General features: G+C 71.5%; 15 protein-coding genes and 1 pseudogene. 5 read left to right on the top strand and 11 right to left on the bottom strand.

What is annotated here, in order from left to right:
• The first annotated feature begins 109 nt into the window (after nt 1-109).
• Genes FGD71_RS01330 through FGD71_RS01320 form a run of 3 tightly spaced genes read left to right on the top strand, consistent with a single transcriptional unit; the run spans nt 110 to nt 3,400 of the window.
• Nucleotides 110-1,396 (top strand): MFS transporter, encoded by a 1,287-nt coding sequence (locus FGD71_RS01330; RefSeq protein ID WP_119098489.1) that lies wholly within the window; start codon nt 110-112, stop codon nt 1,394-1,396.
• Nucleotides 1,393-2,526, top strand: coding sequence for a maleylacetate reductase (locus tag FGD71_RS01325; protein WP_119098488.1), 1,134 nt, complete (start codon nt 1,393-1,395; stop codon nt 2,524-2,526). Before FGD71_RS01330 ends, FGD71_RS01325 begins: the two co-directional genes overlap by 4 nt.
• On the top strand, nt 2,513-3,400 hold the full coding sequence (locus FGD71_RS01320; protein ID WP_119098487.1) for a dioxygenase family protein: 888 nt from the start codon (nt 2,513-2,515) through the stop codon (nt 3,398-3,400). Before FGD71_RS01325 ends, FGD71_RS01320 begins: the two co-directional genes overlap by 14 nt.
• A gap of 48 nt (nt 3,401-3,448) precedes the next feature.
• Here FGD71_RS01320 and FGD71_RS01315 read toward each other — a convergent pair whose 3' ends face one another.
• The 7 genes from FGD71_RS01315 to FGD71_RS01285 form a co-directional block, all read right to left on the bottom strand.
• Nucleotides 3,449-4,246: an IclR family transcriptional regulator gene (locus FGD71_RS01315; protein ID WP_205571071.1), complete on the bottom strand. Its 798-nt coding sequence runs from the start codon at nt 4,244-4,246 to the stop codon at nt 3,449-3,451.
• A gap of 118 nt (nt 4,247-4,364) precedes the next feature.
• Nucleotides 4,365-6,035, bottom strand: coding sequence for a (2,3-dihydroxybenzoyl)adenylate synthase (locus FGD71_RS01310; protein WP_119098485.1), 1,671 nt, complete (start codon nt 6,033-6,035; stop codon nt 4,365-4,367).
• On the bottom strand, nt 6,016-8,112 hold the full coding sequence (locus tag FGD71_RS01305) for an acetate--CoA ligase family protein (protein WP_119098484.1): 2,097 nt from the start codon (nt 8,110-8,112) through the stop codon (nt 6,016-6,018). Before FGD71_RS01305 ends, FGD71_RS01310 begins: the two co-directional genes overlap by 20 nt.
• A complete protein-coding gene (locus FGD71_RS01300; RefSeq protein WP_119098483.1) occupies nt 8,109-9,797 on the bottom strand; it encodes an FAD-dependent monooxygenase in 1,689 nt (562 codons plus the stop codon). Before FGD71_RS01300 ends, FGD71_RS01305 begins: the two co-directional genes overlap by 4 nt.
• 2 nt (nt 9,798-9,799) lie before the next feature.
• The gene (locus FGD71_RS01295) at nt 9,800-10,624 is read right to left on the bottom strand and encodes a fumarylacetoacetate hydrolase family protein (protein WP_119098482.1); all 825 of its coding nucleotides are present in this window, start codon (nt 10,622-10,624) and stop codon (nt 9,800-9,802) included.
• Nucleotides 10,625-10,733: 109 nt separating this feature from the next.
• Nucleotides 10,734-11,621 carry a PaaX family transcriptional regulator gene (locus tag FGD71_RS01290; protein WP_240436331.1) on the bottom strand — a complete coding sequence of 296 codons (888 nt, stop codon included), beginning with the start codon at nt 11,619-11,621 and terminating at the stop codon, nt 10,734-10,736.
• A gap of 12 nt (nt 11,622-11,633) precedes the next feature.
• On the bottom strand, nt 11,634-12,344 hold the full coding sequence (locus tag FGD71_RS01285; RefSeq protein WP_119098481.1) for a FadR/GntR family transcriptional regulator: 711 nt from the start codon (nt 12,342-12,344) through the stop codon (nt 11,634-11,636).
• Between the two features lie 202 nt (nt 12,345-12,546).
• Here FGD71_RS01285 and FGD71_RS01280 point away from each other — a divergent pair, with 202 nt between their 5' ends.
• A complete protein-coding gene (locus FGD71_RS01280) occupies nt 12,547-14,775 on the top strand; it encodes an alpha-L-fucosidase (RefSeq protein WP_119098480.1) in 2,229 nt (742 codons plus the stop codon).
• 48 nt (nt 14,776-14,823) lie between these two features.
• On the opposite strand, the gene FGD71_RS01275 is transcribed toward FGD71_RS01280, so the two are convergent.
• Entirely contained in the window at nt 14,824-16,365 is a 1,542-nt protein-coding gene (locus tag FGD71_RS01275; RefSeq protein WP_119098479.1) for a mannitol dehydrogenase family protein, read from the bottom strand.
• Between the two features lie 236 nt (nt 16,366-16,601).
• Here FGD71_RS01275 and FGD71_RS01270 point away from each other — a divergent pair, with 236 nt between their 5' ends.
• Nucleotides 16,602-17,207: a GOLPH3/VPS74 family protein gene (locus FGD71_RS01270; protein WP_119098478.1), complete on the top strand. Its 606-nt coding sequence runs from the start codon at nt 16,602-16,604 to the stop codon at nt 17,205-17,207.
• 39 nt (nt 17,208-17,246) lie between these two features.
• Here the strand turns inward: FGD71_RS01270 and FGD71_RS01265 are convergent, their stop codons facing one another.
• The 3 genes and pseudogenes from FGD71_RS01265 to FGD71_RS01255 all read right to left on the bottom strand — a co-directional run.
• Nucleotides 17,247-18,092, bottom strand: a complete 846-nt coding sequence (locus FGD71_RS01265; RefSeq protein WP_119098477.1) for a PaaX family transcriptional regulator — start codon at nt 18,090-18,092, stop codon at nt 17,247-17,249.
• A gap of 72 nt (nt 18,093-18,164) precedes the next feature.
• Nucleotides 18,165-19,577 (bottom strand): alpha/beta hydrolase family protein, encoded by a 1,413-nt coding sequence (locus tag FGD71_RS01260; RefSeq protein ID WP_119098476.1) that lies wholly within the window; start codon nt 19,575-19,577, stop codon nt 18,165-18,167.
• Nucleotides 19,574-19,936, bottom strand: a pseudogene (locus FGD71_RS01255) (MFS transporter); the annotation flags it as partial. The pseudogene FGD71_RS01255 and the gene FGD71_RS01260, both read right to left, overlap by 4 nt.

Below are 19,936 nucleotides of genomic sequence, written 5' to 3'. Positions count from 1 at the left end.
ACCCGCTCTCAGCAGCACATCCCCTGTCAGCAGTACATCCCCACCTGTCAGCAGTACATCCCCAGTCAGTCAGCACATCCCCAGTCGTCCCCAGAAGAACGGAAGAACCATGGCAGTCACCACCGCCCCGGTCCGAGCCCCCGGCCGTACCCTGACCGCACGCCACGTCATGCTTCTGGCATGGGTGGTCGCCTCGCTGGAAGGCTTCGACCTCTCCGTCTACGGAGTCGTCGTCCCGTCCCTGCTGGGCAATCCCTCGATGGGCATCGACAAGGTGCAGGCCGGCACGATCGGCTCGTTCGTCGGCATCGGCATGCTCGTCGGCGCCGCGCTGGCCGGAGCCGTCACCCACCGGACCGGCCCGCGCCGGCTCGTCATGGCCGGCACCCTCTGCTTCTCCGGCGGCATGCTGATCAGCGCCGTCGCGCCCGGCGCGGGCGCGTTCGGGCTGGGGCGCCTGGTGGTCGGCCTCGGGCTCGGCGTCGTCCTGCCCACCCTCAACGCCTACGTCGCCGATCTCAGCAGACCCGAGCACCGCAGCCGCAACATCTGCCTGATGATGAGCGGCTACGCCGCCGGGGCCCTGCTCGCACCCGTGCTCGGCACCCTCCTCCTGCCCCACACCTCGTTCCGCTGGCTGTTCATCCTGGGCGTCGTGCCCGTCTTCGTCGTCGCGCCCTTCCTGCTGCGGATTCCGGAGAGCCCGTTCCACCTGCAGCGCACCGGCCGCGCCGAGGAGTCGCTGGCCATCACCACCGCGTACGGCCTGCCCGCCGCCACCGTCACCGTGGCGAACCCCGGCAAATGGCTGGGCCTCGGCAGCCTGCTCACCCGCCGGCTCGCCGTGACGACGGTACTGTTCTGGGTCATGTCGTTCTGCGGGCTGCTGCTGGTGTTCGGCATCAGCGCGTGGCTGCCCACCATCATGCAGGCGGCCGGGTACTCGCTGGGGTCGGCGCTCATGCAGACCGCGGCGATGTGGCTCGGTGTCGGCTTCGGCGTCATCCTCGGCGGCCGCGTCGCCGACGCCGTCGGACCCCGCCGGGTGGTCATCGTGGCCTTCCTGTCCGGTACGGCCGGCCTGGCCGTGATGAGCCTCGACCCCGGGCTGTGGCTGATGTACCCGCTGCTGTTCGTCAGCGGATTCGGCTTCATCGGCTCGCAGATCCTCGGCAACGCCCTGGTGGCCACCACGTATCCCGACACGGTGCGCGGCAATGGTCTCGCGTGGGCGCTGTCCATCGGACGGTTCGGCGCCATCGTGGGCCCGACGATGGGCGCCCTGGTGCTGACGTCCGGGCTGCCCGTCCAGTGGGCCTTCTACTCCTTCGCCGTCCCGGGACTGATCGGCGCGGCCGCCGTCGCCGCCGTGCCGCGCACGAGGAAAGCCCTGTGACGCACGGAGACGTTCTCGTCCACGAGAGCTGGGGGCAGCGGGCCGTTTTCGCCACCGGCGCGGCCCGCGCCCTGCTCGCCGAGGAGGTGGAACGGCTGGGCCGCTCCAGGGTCCTCGTCGTGGTCGCGGAGGGCGAACGCGAACTGGCCGCCCGCGTGACCGAGGGCCTGCCGGTCGTCGCCACCTTCACCGGGGTCAGGCAGCATGTGCCGATGGAGGTGGCCGAGGAGGCGCGCCGCCTCCACCGGGACAGCCGGGCCGACGTCGTCGTGACCGTCGGCGGCGGCTCCACCACCGGGACCGGAAAAGCGGTGGCGCTGACGGAAGGCGCACCACTGATCGCCGTACCGACCACGTACGCGGGCTCGGAGGCCACCCCGGTCTGGGGGATCACGGACGAGGGGCGCAAGACGACAGGAGTCGACGCCTCGGTGCTCCCGAAGGCCGTCGTCTACGACGCGGCCCTCACCACCTCGCTCCCGCCCGGACTGACCACGAGTTCGGCCCTCAACGCGCTGGCCCACTGCGTCGACTCGTGGTGGGCACCGCGCGCGAACCCCCTCAGCTCCGCCCTGGCCGCCGAGGGCGCGCGCCAGCTGGTCGACGCCCTGCCCGCGGTGCGCCAGGACGGCGCGGACCTGCGGGCCCGGCAGGCGATGCTGCTCGGCTCGTACGTGGCCGCCGTCGCCTTCGCCGGCGCGGGATCGGGCATGCACCACAAGATCTGCCATGCGCTCGGCGGGGCGTTCGCCCTCGACCACGCGGCGATGCACGCCGTGGTGCTGCCGCATGTCGCCGGCTACAACCTGCCGGCCTCGGCGGACGCCCGGCGGCGGCTGTCCTCGGTCTTCCCGGGCAGTGCCGACCCGTTCGACGCGCTGCTCTCCTTCTACGCCTCGGTCGAGGCGCCCCGGTCACTCGCCGGTCTGGGCCTGGCCGAGCCGGACGTGGAGCGCGCGGCAGAGCTCGCGGCGGAGCAGATCCCGTCGTCCAACCCGCGGCCGGCCGCCACGAGAGACGTGGCCGACATCCTGTGGAGCGCCTGGCGCGGCGAGCCGGCCCGGCTCATCCCCGTGGCCGGCCCCGACCTCGGCGAGAAAGAACCCGGTGACACCGATGACGGACACTGACGCCCAGTACGGCACGGACGACGGCACGCGGATCACCGACGAGGTGATCGCCAGTTTCGCCGGAGCGAAGGACGAACGGTTCCGCGAGCTGATGCGGTCCCTGGTCAGGCACACGCACGCCTTCGTACGGGAGACCGGGCTCACCGAGCGGGAATGGCACGAGGCCATCGCCTTCCTGCGGGCCTGCGGCGACATCACCACCGACACCCGGCAGGAGTTCATCCTGCTCTCCGACGTGCTCGGCATCTCGATGCAGACCATCGCGGTCAACCATCCGACGCGCGCCAACGCCACCGAATCCACCGTCTTCGGCCCGTTCTTCGTCGACGACGCCCCGCGCATCGACTGCGGAGGTGACATGTCGGGCGGGGCCGTGGGCGAGCCCTGCTGGGTCGAGGGAACCGTCACGGACGTCGACGGCAGGCCCGTGCCCGACGCCCGCATCGATGTGTGGGAGGCGGACGCGGACGGCAAGTACGACGTCCAGTACGACGACGGCCGTCTCGCGGGCCGGGCGCATCTGTTCACCGACTCCGAAGGCCGCTACGCGTTCTGGGGCCTGACCCCCACGCCGTATCCGATCCCCCACGACGGCCCGGTGGGAGCCCTTCTGGCGGCAGCCGACCGGTCCCCGATGCGCGCCTCCCACCTGCACTTCATGGTGGCGGCGCCCGGTTTCCGGCGGCTGGTCACCCACATCTTCGTCGACGGCGACGAGTACCTCGGCCGGGACTCGGTGTTCGGAGTGAAGCCCTCGCTCGTCACCGAGTTCGCGCGGCGGGACAGCGGCGATGCCACCCCGGACGGCCGGGTCGTCGACGGCACCTGGACCCGCGCCCGCTTCGACATCGTGCTGATGCCGGAATCGTACTGATGAGGGAATCGTGCTGATACCGGCGCAGGTACGCGATCCGGTACCTGGTCAGACCGAATAGCCCAGCTCACCCGACACGGCCCGGGTGGCCACGATCAGGCGATCGGAGAGGTTCTCCACCGTCTCGTCCGTGGCCAGGCGGTCCGGCACGACGAACGACATCGCGAGCGGCATCGGATCGGTCGCCGTGAAGACCGGAGCGGCGACCGACACCACGCCCGGGATGACACCGCCCAGCGACACCGCGTAGCCGCGGCGCAGCACCTCCGCCGTGAGCTTGTCCACCTTCGCCCGGCTCCAGGCCCGGCCCTGCTGCACCGACAGCGCCTGCCGCAGGATCGGTTCCGTCACGGTGTCCGGCAGGTGGGCGAGGAACACGTTGCCGATCGACGAGGACAGCAGCGGCAGTGTCGCCCCCACCCGCACCGTGATCGGCAAAGGGTGCGCGCCGTAGGCCCAGTTCACGATGATCGGGCCGGTCTCCCCCCAGACGCCGACGTTCAGCGAGTGACCCGTCTCGTCCCGCAGACGTGCCGCGTGGTCGCTCGCCACGGCGACCTCGTTGGTGCGGCGCAGCGCCTCGGCGCCCAGATGCCGCAGCGCCGGCCCGAAGTCGTACAGTCCCGAGGACGGGTTCTGCTGCGTCAGGCCGACGCGTCCCAGGCTGACCAGGTAGCGGTGGGCCTTGCTCGGCTGGGTGCCGCTTGCCTGGGCGATGGCGGACAGGCCGACCGGTCCGCCGCTCTCCTCCAGCGCACGCAGGATCCGCATCGCGATCTCGACGGACTGGATGCCCTGGCGCTCGGCACCGCCGTTGTCGCGCGCATCGGCGGACGTTGCCGACATCATCGCCTCCCTGGTCGAGCTGTTGCCCGATCATCCTAGGCGGCGGCCCGGTCCGCCGTCGGAGAGGTGCGGGGCGTCCACGGCGTGCAGCCGCACCTGACGCGGACCGGCGTACCCCCTAGCCCGCCGTGTGGGCGAGCCGGGCGGTGATGTCCGCGCGCAGCGCCTTCTTGTCGATCTTGCCGACCTTGGTGGTGGCCAGTTCGTCGACGAGCACGAGGTGTTCGGGGAGTTTGAAGCGGGCCACCCCGGCGGCGTCCATGGCGTCGCGGACCTGCTCCAGGGTGATCGGTCTGCCTCCCGGTCTCAGCACCACGTACACGCACACCCGCTCACCCAGATCGGCGTCGGGCATGGCCACGGCCGCCACCTGGCTCGCGTCCGTCAGCTGGTAGACGAGGTTCTCGACCTCCTCCGCGGAGATCTTCTCGCCGCCCCGGTTGATCATGTCCTTGTCGCGGCCCTCGACGACGAGGTTGCCGTCCGTTGTGCGGCGGCAGATGTCGCCGCTCCGGTACCAGCCGTCGGCGGTGAACGCGCGGGCGTTGTGCTCCCGCGCGCGGTAGTAGCCGCGCGGCGTGTACGGGCCGCGGGTGAGCAGGGAGCCCGGCTCGCCGTCGGGGACGTCACGGTCGGACTCGTCGACCAGCCGCACCTCGTCGTCCGGGCAGATCGGGCGGCCCTGGGTGGTGCAGATGACGTCGTCGGGGTCGTCGAGCCGGGTGTAGTTCAGCAGTCCCTCGGCCATGCCGAACACCTGCTGCAGCGTCGCGCCGAGCACCGGGCGGATCCGGCGGGCCAGTTCGTCGGCCAGCCGGGCACCGCCGACCTGGAGCACCCGCAGGGAGGCCAGTTCGGCCGCGCCGTGCCGTTCGGCGTGTTCCAGCCAGCGTCCGGCGACCGCCGGTACGACCGCGGTGTGGGTCACCTGCTCGGCGGCGATCGTGGGGAAGGCCCGCCCGGGATCCGGCGAGGGCAGCATGACGACCCGGCCGCCGGCCAGCAGGGTGCCCAGGATCCCGGGGCAGGCCAGCGGGAAGTTGTGTCCGGCGGGCAGGCTCACCAGATAGACGGTGCCGTCGTCGACGCCGCTGACCTCCGCGCTGGCACGGGCGTTGTAGGCGTAGTCGTCGTGCGTGCGGGCGATCAGCTTCGGCAGCCCGGTCGTACCGCCGGACAGCAGGAAGACGGCGACATCGCGGCTGCCGGGCGCAAGCGCGTCGCAGCGTGCCCGGTCGGCCGCCGGGTCGTCGCCGGGGCCGCACAGGGCACGCAGGTCGACGCTGCCCGACCTGACGTCCTCCCCGGCCACCAGGACATGCCAGGGGCCGCCGGTCTCCTTGCCGAGTTCGTGGGCGAGTGCCTGGTGGTCGAAGTCGCGCAGCCGGTCGGGTACGGCGATGGCGGCGGCCTCCGCGTGGGCCGCGAGGTACGCCAGTTCGGTGCGCCGGTGGGCGGGCAACGCCATGACGGGCACGATGCCCGCCCGCAGACAGGCCCAGGTCAGGACGGTGAACTCCCATCCGTTGGTGAGCTGGACGACGATCCGGTCCCCGGCGGCAAGCCCCAGGTCCAGCAGCCTCCCGGCCGCCGCGTCGGCGCGGTCGGCCAGTTCGGCGTAGGTCAGCCGTCGCGCACCGTCCACGAGCGCCACGTGGTCCGGAACGCGGTCGGCCGTATCGCGCAGCAGGTCGCCGAGCGGGCGGCCCGCCCAGTACCCGGCGGCGACATAGCGCGCCGCGTCGGCCTCGGGCCAGGGGACCGTGCCGTCAGTGATGGGTGCGGCCATCGGACACCTCCGGTTCGGCGGCGATACAGACGGCGTCCAGGGCGAACAGGCCCTGGTGCGTCAGCCGCAGCGGGTTGATCTCGATCTCTTCCAGCTCGCGGTGGGCGGCCAGCAGGTCGCCCAGCGCGACCACCACGCCGGCCAGCGCGGCCGGGTCCAGCACGGGGCCGCCGCGCCAGCCTTCCAGCAGGGCGCGCCCGGCCAGCTCAGCGAGCATGGAGGCGGCCTCCGGCACGGTCAATGGTGCGAGCCGCAGCGCCACGTCGGCCAGCGCCTCGGCGGTGGTCCCGCCCAGCCCGACCAGGACGACGGGTCCGAAGACCGGGTCCCGTCGGGCACCCACGACCAGGTCGACGCCCGCCGGGGCCATCCGCTCCACCAGGAAGCGTGGGGCGCCCGCCGACCGCAGGGCGTCCAGGGCCGCGTCGAGTTCCTCCGTGGTGCGGACGCCGAGCCGTACGCCGCCGATCTCCGTCTTGTGCAGGACGGCCGCGTCGAGCAGCTTGACCGCGACCGGCCCCGACAGCTCGGCGAGCGCCCGGTGGGCCTCGGCCCGGTCGGCGCACGCCCTGCGTGGCATGGTCGTCACGGCCAGAGAGTCCAGCAGGGTCTTGGCCTGGTCCTCGTCCCACGGACCCGGGCCCGGCTCGATGCCTGCGGGACGGCGGGCCGGAACCGATGCCGCCCGCGTACGGTGCCGGGCCCGGGCGTCGGCGAGCAACGCCCCGGTCATGGCGGCGAGCCCGTGCGGGTCGCCCGCCACCGGGATCCCCCGGTCGATCAGGGCGCGGCGGGTGCGCGGTACGTCGTCTCCGGCGCCCCCGACGCCCAGTACCAGGGGAACGGTCCCCGGGTAGGCGTCGACGGCCTTCGGCAGGTCGAAAGCGTCCGGCTCGTGCAGCGCGTACCCGGCGAGCAGGTCCACGGCCGGATCGGCGGCCACGGCGGTGAGCACGGCGGCGAAGCCGGGGCCGGGACGGCCGGTGTCCACCGGGTTGCGCTGGTAGGTCAGCGGAGGCAGGTGCTCCGCGAGCGCCCCGACGGTCGCGTCGCTCAGCTCGGGAACGGCCGCGTGGCGGCCGCGCAGATCGTCCAGGAGCAGCAGGCCGGGCCCGGCCTGTGCGGTCACGATGCCCACGCCCGGGTCCGCGGCCGCGGGCAGCCGAAGCAGCGACAACGCGCCCACCGCGTCGACCAGTTCCCGTTCGTCGTCCACCAGCACGGCCCCGGCCTGGGCGAGCGCGGCCCGCGTGGTGCGCCATGAGGTGGCCAGCGCGCCGGTGTGCGAGGCCGCGAACGCGCCGACGTCATGGCGGCCCACGACCAGTGCCACGACCGGGCGCGTGGCGGCCAGCCGCGCGACCGCGCCGACGAGTTTCCGGCCGTCGGCAACCGACTCGATGTGCAGGGCGACCGCCGTCGTCCGCTCGTCGGACTCCAGATGGTCCAGCACGTCCTCGGCGGCCAGGTCCACGCCGTTGCCCAGCCCCACCGCGAGGCTGACCCCGTGACCGGCCTCGGCGAGCAAGTACGCCAACGCGTGGTTGACGCCGCCGCTGGCCGCCACGACGGCGATCCGGCCGGCTGGCACATCGGCCGCACCGGGCACGAAGCTCGCGATGAGGCCGCGCCCGGGGGAGAGGAAACCGGAGGTGTTGGGACCGAGCAGCCTGATGCCGGTACGTTCCGCCACCGCGGCGAGATCGCGCTGGTACCGCTCGCCCTCGGGGCCGGCCTCGGCGAACCCGCCGCCGTAGATCACGGCGGCCCGCGCTCCGGCCTTGGCGGCCTCGGCGACGGCGTCCGCGCAGCCCCGGGCCGGCACACAGATCAGCGCCAGGTCGACCGGGCCGTGTTCGGCCGCCTCGGCGATCGAGGCGTGGACACCGGCGGCCGGAGCCGGATCGCGGGCGTTGACCAGCGCCACGTATCCGGGGAATCGGGCCACCGACCTGGCCAGCGCCGCCCCCAGCTTCGCCGGGTCGCGGGACGCCCCGACGACGGCGACGCCACGCGGCGCGAACAGTGCGTCCAAACCGTCCAGCCTGTCCAGTCCGTCCAGTTCCACTCCGGTCATCGGGACACCTCCCACGAAGCGACGGTGGCCGCCGCGGCGCCCACGAGGTCGGTCCGCCCGGACAGGACGGCGGTGACCGCGCGGTCGCGGTCGATGGAGTCGTCGACGAGCAGTGAGGGCAACCGGTGGTGCAGCCGGGCCTGTTCGGTGAGGAGGGTCCGGGTGTACCCCGTGCCGCCGTGCACGGCGACGAGCACCGGACGCGCCCCCGCCAGAGCGGCCAGAGACTCGCGCGCGGCGGCGAGACCGGACTCGTCGTCGGGGGCGGTGACCCAGGCTCCCCAGGGCGCCTGGGAATGGGGCGCTGCCGAGCCGGGTACCGCCGAACCGGGCACCCCGGAACCGGGCGCGCCGGAACCGGGCGTCTCGGACGGCGCGGACGCGAGCAGCGGCAGCGCCTCGCCCCCGCCGTCGGCCGGGCGCGCCACCACGGTGCCGTCGACTTCCGGCTCCACCACGACGATCCGGCCGGGCAGGCGCAGGCCGCCGCCGAGGTCCAGCGGAGTGTCCAGGGGCGCGGTGCCGAACCGCGCCCACCACCGCTCGTGGCTGCCCCGTACGAAGTCCGGTGCCCGTCTGGCCAGTCGAGCGTCGGTGATGCTGCGGGAGAGGAAGTGATAGGCGAACTGCCACGGCTCGAAGGCGTCGTGGTACCGCCCGAAGTGTTCCCACCAGCCCAGGCTGGGGCGTGCCGCGCCCTGGATGGTCTCGACCGACGGCCGGGCCGCGGCCTCGTAGCCGGCCAGCGCCGCCGGGAGGTCGACGCCGTGCTTGGCCAGCGCCGCCGACAGCGCGATGGCGTCCTCCATGGCCATCTTGGTGCCGGAGCCGACGGAGAAGTGCGCGGTGTGCGCGGCGTCGCCGAGCAGCGCGACGGGCCGGGGGTCGGTCACATACCAGTGGCGGGTGCGGCGGGTGCGGAAGTTGCCCCACCGGGAGTTGTTGACCAGCAGCCGGTGGCCGTCGATCTGCTCGGCGAACAGCTCCTCCAGGTACGCCTTGCTGGTCATGTCGCTCGGCCCCGGCGGCTGGGTGATGTCGAACGCGTCGAGACCCGCTGCGCGCCAGGACTCCTCGTCGGTCTCGACGATGAAGGTGCTCACGTCCGCGCTGATGGGGTAGCCATGGACGGCGAACACACCGTGCGGGCCGCGCTCGTGGACGAAGGTCAGACCGTCGAACATGTAGTCCGTGCCGAACCAGATGAACTTGGCGGTCGCCGTCTCCACCGACGGCTTCAGCGGCCGCGCGAGCCCCTCCCGGATCCGCGACCCGCTGCCGTCCGCGGCGACCACCAGGTCGTAGCCGTCCAGATCGGCCAGATCGACCTCGGTGGAGAAACGCAGGTCCGCGCCCATGGCCACGGCGCGCTCCTGGAGCAGCGCGAGCAGCGTGCGCCGGGCGATGGCGGCCATCCCGTTTCCGCCGCAGCGGATCCGCTCGCCCTTCAGCCGGACCTCGATGTCCTGCCAGTGCCGCCCGTGCCCGTCCAGCGCCTGCCGCAATACGGGGTCGGCTTCGTGGATGCCGGCGAGCGTGCGGTCGGAGAACACCACACCGAAGCCGAAGGCGTCGTCGGCGCGGTTGCGCTCGAAGACCGTCACCTCGACCGTCGGATCGGCCTGCCGGATCAGGGCGGCGAAGAACAGGCCACCGGGGCCGCCGCCTACGACAGCGATACGCATGATCAGCCTCTCACCAGTGTGTTGCGGCATTCGCCGACGCCGTCGATCCGGGTCACCAGCTCGCTTCCCTCGGCCAGATAGCGCGGCGGCTTCCGCGCGTGGCCCACGCCGCCGGGGGTGCCGGTGGCGATGAGGTCGCCGGGGGAGAGGGTGATGATCCCTGAGATGTACGCGACCAGGGCCGCCGGGTCGAAGACCAGGTCGGCGGTGTCGGCCTTCTGCATCAGCTCGCCGTCGACCGTGCAGCTCAGCTCGCCCGTCAGGGGTGCGTCGTCCGGCTCCGCCGTGACCAGCCACGGCCCCACCGGGGTGCTCGCCTCGAAGGTCTTGCCCTGCAGCCACTGCGGCGAGCGGTACTGGAAGTCGCGCGCGGTCACGTCGTTGACCACGGTGTAGCCCGCGATCGCGGCCCGGGCCTGCTCGGGTGTCGCGTGCCGCGTCTCGGCGCCGATGACCACCCCGAGTTCGGCCTCCCAGTCCACCGCCTGAGATCCGGCGGGCAGCACCACCGGGTCGTACGCGCCGACCTGGGCGCGGGCGAACTTCGCGAACAGCGTGGGGTGTTCGGGCAGTTCCCGGCCCATCTCCAGGATGTGGTTCCGGTAGTTCAGCCCGACGCACACGATCTTCTCCGGGGAGGGTACGGGCGGCGCGTAGTCGAGCCCGGCCAGGTCATGCCGCGGGCCGTCCGTTGCGGTGGCCTCGGCACGCCAGCCGGGGCTGCGCAGCAGTGCGCCCAGGTCGGGGTGGCCGAGTTCGACGGCGGCGTCGTCATCCACCCGTACGGCGCGGGTCCCGTCGGCGGTACGGATCGTGGCGAGCCTCATACGGACGGATCCTCTCGTTGCGTGCGAGCAGGCCTCGCTTCACCAGCGCGGCCTTCTTCCCACGCAACGTACAACAAATATGAAGCGAGCGTCTAGAATGTGAAACACATTAGCCGGGGGTGCCGGTTCCGTTGCCACCTTCCGTGCCGGTGACGAGCCGGTCGACGTGCGCCTCGGCCTCGGCGCGCAGCAGTCCGTGCGCCTCCAGGAACACCTCGTGCGCGGCTCGGCCGGTCCATCCCTTGGGCAGCAGCTCGGGCGGCAGATCCGGATCGCGGAAGGGGAACAGGCGGTAGTCGTGCATCAGGCGGATCCGCTCGACGAGTGCCTCGCGGCCGTGCACCTCGCCGGCCCGGTAGGCGGCCAGCCTGGGCCGGTAGCGGTCCAGCAGTTCCCCGTAGTCCTTGTTCAGGCCCTCCAGATCCCAGGACCTGGATGCCATGTCCCGGTCGGCGGCGGTACCCGCGGAACGGGCGCGCAGCATGTCCAGCCGCACCGGGGAGTGGTCGGTGAAACTCTCCTCGACCTGGGCGAGACGGTCGTGCGGACTGATCCAGACCGATGCCGACAGCATGCCGAACCCGAGCCAGGCGAGCCGCTTGCGCAGCTGCTCGCGCAGCGCGCGGTCGGTCTCGGGCACCGAGTAGATGACCATGTGCCACTGGCCGTTCCAGGGGCCGCCGGCGCGGGCGAAGATCCGCTCCCGGCCCTCGTCGAGCAACTGCCAGGAGGCGTCCGTGAGGGCGTAGACGGTCTCCCGGCCCTCGCGGCGGGTGTCCAGCCAGCCCTCCTTGCGCATGCGCGCGGCCACCACCCGCACCGTCGACTCGGGGACGTCGAAGCAGTCCATCAGGGCGACCAGGCCGCGCAGCCGGACCGCCCCACCCCGGTAGCGCAGGTAGTCGCCGAACAGGTCGAAGACCAGGGAGCGCGGCTTGAGTGTCTTGCCGATGCCGTTCGGTGATGTCGAGGATGCGTCGTTAATCGTGTCATTCACTCGACGATCGTGTCACATCCGCCCTTCCTTCGAGGCGGTGGAACGCACATGGGTCCGCAGCCACTGCTCGGTGCTGCTGACGTGCAGCAGCGCGGCGGCCTGGCTGAGCGCGGCGTCGCGACTGGCCAGAGCCGTGAAGATCGCCTCGTGCTCCGCGAGGGTTCGCCCCGCGGCCTGGTCGTCGACCAGACCGCGCCAGATGCGGGCGCGGAGGGTGCGGCCCGACACGCCCTCCAGGAGGGTGACCAGTGATTCGTTGCCCGTGGCGGCGACAACGGCGCGGTGGAACGCCGCGTCGTGCGCGTTGAGTTGCTCGACGTCGTCGCGTGCCTCCCGCATGGCGTCCAGGTGCCGCTTCACCTCGGCCAGGGCCTCGTCGGAGATCCGGGTGGCCGCCAGGCCGGTGGCGACGGGTTCGAGCAGCCGCCTGACCTCCATCAGGTCCAGCAGAGCGCCCGAGTCGCTCTGGAGCAGGTCCACCGCGCCGCCGATGCCCTCCAGCAGCAGACTCGGCTGCAGGCTGGTCACATAGGTGCCGTCGCCCCGTCTGACCTCCAGTACCCGGGCGACGGCCAGCGCCTTGACCGCCTCCCGCGCCAGGTTGCGTGACAGCCCCAACTCGGCGGCCAGGTCCGCTTCCGGGGGCAGCTTGGAGCCTGGTGGCAACGCGCCCGAGCGGATCAGCTCACGGATCCGTTCGATGGCTCTGTCGGTCAGCGACACAGCAGGCTCCTCTCCGGAAGACATGTGATGTCTCCCTCTGGGTATATAGGGCAGTTAACCAATGAAACGGTCAACTCTTCTCTCCTATCAGGTTCATTCATCCCTGCACGCCCGTTGACAGTGATGCGTCACATGCCTGACCTTCGTGCGTAACACCAAGCGCTCAAGCCCCCTGAGTACCGCGTCGCCGGAGGTATCCGCAGTGTCGCAATCGATCAGCAGGCGCAGGTTACTGGCCGGTGCCACGGCCGTCGTGGCGGCCGCGGCCGCCACCGAGTCAGCCGCCGGCAGTGCCCGGGCGGCCCCGCGCACCTATACGCCCACGTGGGACTCGGTGAACCGGCACCCCGCGGCCCCCGAGTGGTTCCGGGACGCCAAGTTCGGCATCTACTTCCACTGGGGCGTCTTCAGCGTGCCCGCGTACGACAGCGAGTGGTACCCGCGCAACATGTACGAGAGCGGCCAGAAGGCGAACCAGCACCATGTCGCCACGTACGGCAGCCCGTCCGCGTGGCCCTACCACAACTTCGTCAACGGGGCGGACGACCTGGCGGGCAACCACAAGGAGTTCGCGCCGAAGCTCAAGTCGGAAGGCGGCGACTTCGACCCCGACGAGTGGGCCCAGCTGTTCGTCGACGCCGGAGCGAAGTACGCCGGGCCGGTCGCCGAGCACCACGACGGCTACTCGATGTGGGACAGCCAGGTCAACGAGTGGAACTCCGTGGACAAGGGCCCGCGCCTGAACCTGCTGCGGCTGTTCACCGACGCCATCCGCGCGAAGAAACTGAAGCTGCTGGTGGCGATGCACCACGCGTACAACTTCACCGGCTTCTTCGAGTACGCGCCGACGCAGTCGGACCCGAGCCTCAAGAAGCTGTACGGGCAGCTGAGTTCGGAGCGGGAGAACCAGCTCTGGTACGACAAGCTCAAGGAGGTCGTCGACCGGGCCAGGCCGGACATCCTGTGGCAGGACTTCAATCTGACCGAGGTCGACGAGACGCAGCGGCTGAACTTCCTGGCGTACTACTACAACCAGGCCGACAAGTGGGGCAAGGAAGTCGTCGCCACCTACAAGGACGGGTTCAACAACCACGGCGAGGTCTTCGACTACGAGCGGGGCGGCCCGGCCGATCTGACCGCGCCCTACTGGCTGACCGACGACAGCATCTCGAACTCCAGCTGGTGCTACACCGAGGGCATCGGCTACTACACGCTCCCGCAGATGCTGCACTCGTTCATCGACCGCGTCAGCAAGAACGGCAACATGCTGCTCAACATCGCCCCGAAGGACGACGGCACCATCCCGCAGGGCCAGCGCGACCTCCTGCTCGGCATCGGCGACTACCTGAAGCGCTTCGGTGAGTCGGTCTACGGCACCCGGGCATGGACCGCGTACGGCGAGGGGCCGACGAAGATGGGCGGCGGCTCCTTCACCAGACCCACGGCCGGCACCGCGCAGGACATACGGTTCACCCGCAACAAGGCGGGCACCGTCCTGTACGCGACGGCCCTGGGCTGGCCCGGCGGTTCGCTGACGCTCACGACGCTGAGCTCCGACCGGATCGATCTCGACTCGTTGTCCTCGGTGAAACTGCTCGGCTCGACGGCCGGCGAGTACATCGACCTCCCCACGCCGACCCAGGACGCGACCGGGCTCAAGGTGAACCTTCCGTCCACGGCGCCGTTCAGTGCTCCCGCGTACGTCCTGAAGCTCCACTTCTCCGGCCGGATCCCCGCGCTGCGGCCCCTCGCCGGCGCTCTGGTCTTCAAGGACGTCGACTACTCCGGCGACAGCGCCGTGCTCGCCCTCGGCAGCTACACCGCCGAAGAGCTGACCCTCGCCGGAATGCCGCCGCGCACCCTGTCCTCGCTGAAGTTGGCTCCGGGGTACCGGATCGTCGGCTACTCCGGCGACGACTTCACCGGTACCTCGTGGACCTTCACCGCGGACAAGGCCGACCTGCGGGCCACCGGCGGCAACGACAAGATCACCTCGCTGAAGGTCATCTTCAACCCGTCGGCCTACTTCAGGATCACCAATGTCACCAACGGCCTGGCCCTGGACAGCGGCGGGGACGTCTCCGGCGGCTCCGACCTGAAGCAGCGGACCTGGGACGGTCACGCCGACCTGCAGTGGCACGCGGTCGACCTGGGCAACGGCTACTACAAGCTGGAGAACCGTGCCAACGGCATGGTCGCCGACGGGTGGGGCGCCACCAGCGACGGCGCCACCGTCAGGCAACTGGAGTGGAACGGCCACACCAACCAGCAATGGCTGATCACCCACCGCGGCGACGGCAGGTACTCCCTCGCCAACCGCACCACGAAACTCGTGCTGGACGGCGGTGGCAACGTCACCTCCGGCGCCGTCGCCAAGCAGTGGGCCTGGGGCACCAGCACCAACCTGCTGTGGACGTTCAGCGCCGTCTGAGTGGCGCGCGTGCGGCCTTGACCGGCGTGGGCGGAGAGTGGATCGGGCTCAGGGCGCCGGCAGCGGCTCCGCGTCCGCGGCTTCGGCAGCGGCGCCGGCCGCCGCTGCCGTGCCGTGCCGGGTGAGGACCCCGATGAGTTCGGCGACGCGCTCGGTGAAGGCGGAGTGTTCGGCGAGACCGTCGCCGAGCAGGCCTTCGTCGATGACGGCGGCCACGAAGTCCCGTACGGAGGTGCTGTGTTCGGCCGCCTCCCGAAGGCGGCCGCGGGCCGGGTCCGCCATGGCGGCGGCGTGCGGGCCGGGTTCGTAACCGGAGGGGGGAGCCATGCAGCACAGGTACGCGGCGACGGTGAGGGCGAGATGGTGGGGCATCCGCCCGCCGCGCAACTGCCGCAGTGCCGGGTCCGGGACGCGCTGGCGGAGCTTCACGGACCCGTCCGAGCCGACCTGCCGGGTGCGATGGCCCAGCGCGGAGTTGGCCCATCGGTCGAAGAGCTGTGCCACATAGGCGTCGAGGTCGATGTCGTCGGGGACGGTCAGGCTGGGCAGGTAGTCGCCGTGCAGCACGTGGTGTGCCGCCTCGGCGACGAAGGGCCGGCCGATCGCGTCCGGGATGGTCGCCCTGCCGTCCAGGGCACCGAGATAGGCGATGAGCGAGTGGGTGCCGTTCAGCAGACGCAGTTTGAGCAGTTCGTAGGGCTCGACGTCGTCGGTGAACAGGGCTCCGCCGTGCTCCCAGCCGGGCCGTCCCGCGGCGAACCGGTCCTGAAGGACCCACATGGTGAACGGCTCGGCGGCAACGGGGACTTCGTCGCGCACATGGAGGTGATCGGCGACGGTGGTGCGGTAGGCGTCGGTGGTGGCCGGGACGATCCGGTCGACCATGGTGTTCGGGAACGCCACGCCCTCGTCGAGCCAGTGGACCAGTTCGTCGCGCTCGGCGCGCGGCAGGACTTCGGCGAACTCCCGTACCAGGCGCGCGGTCTGGGTGCCGTTGCCCGCGAGGTTGTCGCAGCTGAGCACCGTCACCGGCGTCGCGTGATCCCGAAGGCGCCGCTGCAGACCCCGTACGACCTGGCCGATCGTGGTCCGCGGGGGTGCGTCGCCGCGCAGATCGGCCTGTACGCCCTCGTGGTCGAGATCGAGGTGTCCGGTGCGCGGCGAGAAGGTGTAGCCGTGCTCGGTGACGGTGAGGGAGACGATCCTGGTGCCCGGGGCCGCGATGGCGTCGACGACTGCGTCCGGGTGGTGCGCGGCGACGAGTGCGCCGGTGTGCACGGCGGGTACGGCGACCTGTGCGCCCTCGGGCGAGATCTCCACCACGGAGTAGCGGTGGCCCTGCTCCCGCAGCGCGTCGGCCACGGCGGTGGAGCGGCTCGCCACGCCGAGGATGCCCCAGGGGCCGTCGGCGTGGTCCAGTGCGGCCGCGGTGTAGACGGCCTGGTGGGCGCGGTGGAAGTTGCCGAGCCCGAGGTGCACGACGCCGGTCTCGGTGACCGCGCGCCGGTGCAGCAGCGAACGCTCGGGAACGGTATGGGAGCTGAGGCGAGGCAGGGACGACAGACCGGGCAGAGAGGAGGTGCTCGTCATCTCACCAGTTCATCATCGAGCCGTCACGGCGCCGGAGGAAGGGCAGGCAGGCGGGCTCGTAGCCCATGTACTCCTGCTCGCGCGGCCACGTCGGATGGGGAACGATGAGATTGTCAACGTTTGCGGCAAGGCAAGGATTGCCGACGCTGCGAGTGCCTCGAGGGCGGTGTCTGATGGAGTCGAACCGACGCAGGCGATCGAACCGCCGTACCCGATGCTTCTGACACGGAGTCGACATGACCACACCGCGGGACCTATTGATCACCACCATGGAGATCGCATCGGACCGTCCCGTCGAGCAGGGCGACCTCTCACTGGTCCTCGCGGGAGCCGAACTCTGCGACCTCATCAAGGCCGAGGCCCTCGCCGTGGACGGTGACCGCATCGTGCCCGGCCTGCCACCGCCCATGGACGACCGGCTGCTGGACTCGGCGGCGTCGTCCCTCATCCGGGAGGCGCCGTACGAGTCCGTCGAGGACTGGCTGTGGCGCCGGGGCCAGGGCTTGTACGCGACCTATCTCGCCGACCTGGAGGCGGAAGGACAGGTCACCCGGCAACGCAACCGCTGGCTCCCCCTCCGGACCGACCGAACGTCACTGGCCGACTCACCCGCCCGCCGCCACGCGGCCGAGCGCTGGTCCTCGGGCGACCCCGTCCTCGCCGGCCTCGCGGCCGCCGTGGGGATCGGAGGCGAGCCGACCGAAGACCTCGCGGGTCTCGCCGACGACGCGGTGGTGACCGTACTGGCCGCCGTCAGCGACGCGGTGATGGAACTGGACGCGGTACGGCAGCGGCGCAGCATCGAGGAGGCGGCCTTCGACAACATCTGGCGCGGGCAGTGACACTCACGGGGGTGTCGAAGGGGGTGTCCGGGAGATCGCCTACCGCGACGGGGCGGTCTCCAGCAGTTCGCGGGCCATGCGCTGTGCGGGCGCCGCGGTGTGTGCGGCGACGCGTCGGAAGGTCTCCTGGGCGGGGCGCGCCGGCCAGGCGGGGGGAAGATGCCGGGCGGGAAGTCTGGGGTCCGTACGGATGGTCCAGAGCCATTCGCTGACCAGCCGCAGCAGGGTTCCGATCGGGTCGTCTCCGGCTGCCGCGCCCTGGTGGGCGGTCCAGCGCTTGTCGAAGGTGACGTAACGGGCGGCGATGCTCTCCAGGTCCCACGTGTCACGGATCATCAGCTCGATGTCGGTGGCCTCGTCCGCCCGGGCATGGAAGATCTTGACGTGGGCGGTGAGTCCGAGTTCCGAGACGATGCCGGCGGCGTCGACGTTTCCGGGTGCGATCCACAGGCCGCTGTACAGCGCGCCGAAGCCGGACCAGGTGAGCCGGGAGCGCAGGTCGTGGCGCTGGCGTTTCCAGGAGTCGGGCAGGGAGAAGCCCAGCAGCGTCCAGGCGCCGTCCCAGTCGTCGTTGACGGCGCCCTGCTTCCAGATCCGGGTGCGGCCGTCCTGCAGGACACGCGTCGCCTGCGGGGTCAGGCCGAAGTACATCCTGCGGCCCTCGCGCTGGCGCCGCAGCAGGCCCCGGTTGACCATGCGGGTCAGCGTGGAGCGTACGGCCTGTTCACCGACCCCGACGCGGCCGAGGACGTCGATGATGCTGCCCGAGTAGACGCACAGTTCCCCTTCTTCCAGGACGTGGTTGCCGAAGAAGGCGAGCATGAGCGACTGCGGGCGTTGCTGCGGGCCGTCCGAGGTGTCCAGGGTGTCCGGGGTGTCCAGCATGTCGTCGTCTTCCACGGGGGCAAGCGTAAGGCTGTGCCGCCCGCCGACGACGCGGCGGGCGGCCTTACGGCGTCACTGGCCGTCGGCCGGGTGGGCCAGGTCGTACGGCCGCAGGTACGGGGTGGGGCGGTACGTGACGTAGCGGGCGGGGGTCGAGGGGTCGGCCGCCGCGGCACGGGAGTTGAGGGACTCCGGGTCGGTGCCGTGCCAACTGCCGGTGGTGAGGCGGTCCTCCAGGGTGTGCAGGGCTGCGAGTTGCTCTGCGGGGCTGAAGGTGCAGTGGCCGGCGTTGTCGACGTATGCCTGACGGAGGAGAGGCGCCGAACCGGCGGCGGTGACGGCCCGGCGCAGGGCGCTCTCGGTCTGGACGGGGACGAGGGCGTCGCCGATGGTGTGGACGGAGAGCTGCGGTTTGGCCAGCCTGCCGGTGAAGGAGCTGGTGCGGCTCATCCAGTCGACGGCGTGCGGGTCGGCGTCGATGCGCGGAGCGCGGTTCAGGGTGGCGAGGTCGGCACGCAGGGAGAGGCCGGCCTTCTTGTACAGCTCGGTGACTTCCTTGCGGACGGAGGACTGACCGAGCAGCGCCGCGTAGTCGACGCCGGTGTTCCAGGACATGTTGCCGCCCGCGCGTACCTCGGCCTCCTGCCGCCGGTTGAAGGCGGCGATCTTCAGCAGTCCCTTGACGGCCTCGTACTGGTTGGCCTGCTGTGCGTCCCAGTCGGTCTCGGCGGGCCGGGTCTGCGCCGGCTGGTTCCAGACCGGAATGTTGTGCAGGGCGGCGGCCAGGGCGATCCGGGCCCGCCCGGCGGCCGACGACTGCGCCGAGTCGACGACGGCCGTCAGGGCGTTCGCCGCGCTGGTGGCGGCCGCCTGGTCCGGCAGTCCGGTCAGGGGGACGTCGGAGTCGGGCGCGAGGAGTGTCTTGAGGGCGAAGACGGGGTCGAGGGTGTTGTTCCAGTTGGCGACGCCGCCGTGGACGAGGCCGCACAGGGACAGCGAACCGTCGATGCGGTCGGCGTTGCGCTCGGCGATGGCGGTGGTGACCAGACCGCCGTACGACCTGCCCCAGGCGATGGTGCGACGGGCGGGCCCGAAGCGGTCGGTGAACACATCGAGGGTGGCGAGCTGGTCGGGTACCGCGTCCGTCACCGCCCAGCCCGTGGTGGCGTAGGAGGAACCGATGAGCGCGTAGCCCTTTTCGAGGAGGAGGGCTTTCGTGGCGTCGTCGGGGGCGTCCTGGGCGGGGTTGGGCGAGCCGGCCGGGGTGTAGCCGTGGCTGAAGAGCAGGACGGTGCCGTTCCAGGTCGCGGGCATGTCCATCATGTACGTCGCGCCCGACGGGAGGTGGCCCTCGATGTGGCCCGTGGTGGCGGTGGCCGCCGCGGCCGAAGTGGGCAGAGCCGTGGCGGCGAGCAGGAGAGCGGCCGCGCAGGCGGTGCGTCGTGCGGTGCGGGTGTGGGGGTGGGTGCGCGTGCGGGGCGTCATGCGGAGATCTCTTCCGTGTGGGGGGTGGTGGGGCGTTCGGTGGCTTCGGTGAGGGAGTCGCGGTGGGTCTCGCGCACGAGGCAGACGGTCAGTGCGGTGATGAGGGAGCCCCCGCACACCAGCAGGGCGACGGGGGTGCCGCTTCCGCTTCCGGCCACGAGGCTTCCGGCGATCATCGGGGAGAAGCCGGCGCCGACCAGGGTGGCGCCCTGGTAGCCGAGGGAGGCGCCGGTGTAGCGGACGCGGGTGCCGAACATCTCGGTGAGCAGGGCACCGAGCGGGCCGTACATCGTGGACTGGGCGACGCCGTGGCCCAGGACGACGGCGAGGATGAGCAGTCCGGGTGATTTCGAGTCGAC

It is taken from the genome of Streptomyces sporangiiformans (assembly GCF_005768555.2).
Classification (GTDB): domain Bacteria; phylum Actinomycetota; class Actinomycetes; order Streptomycetales; family Streptomycetaceae; genus Streptomyces; species Streptomyces sporangiiformans.
The sequence above is the reverse complement of the archived record's forward strand: the minus strand, read 5'-3'. Positions and strand labels throughout refer to the sequence as shown.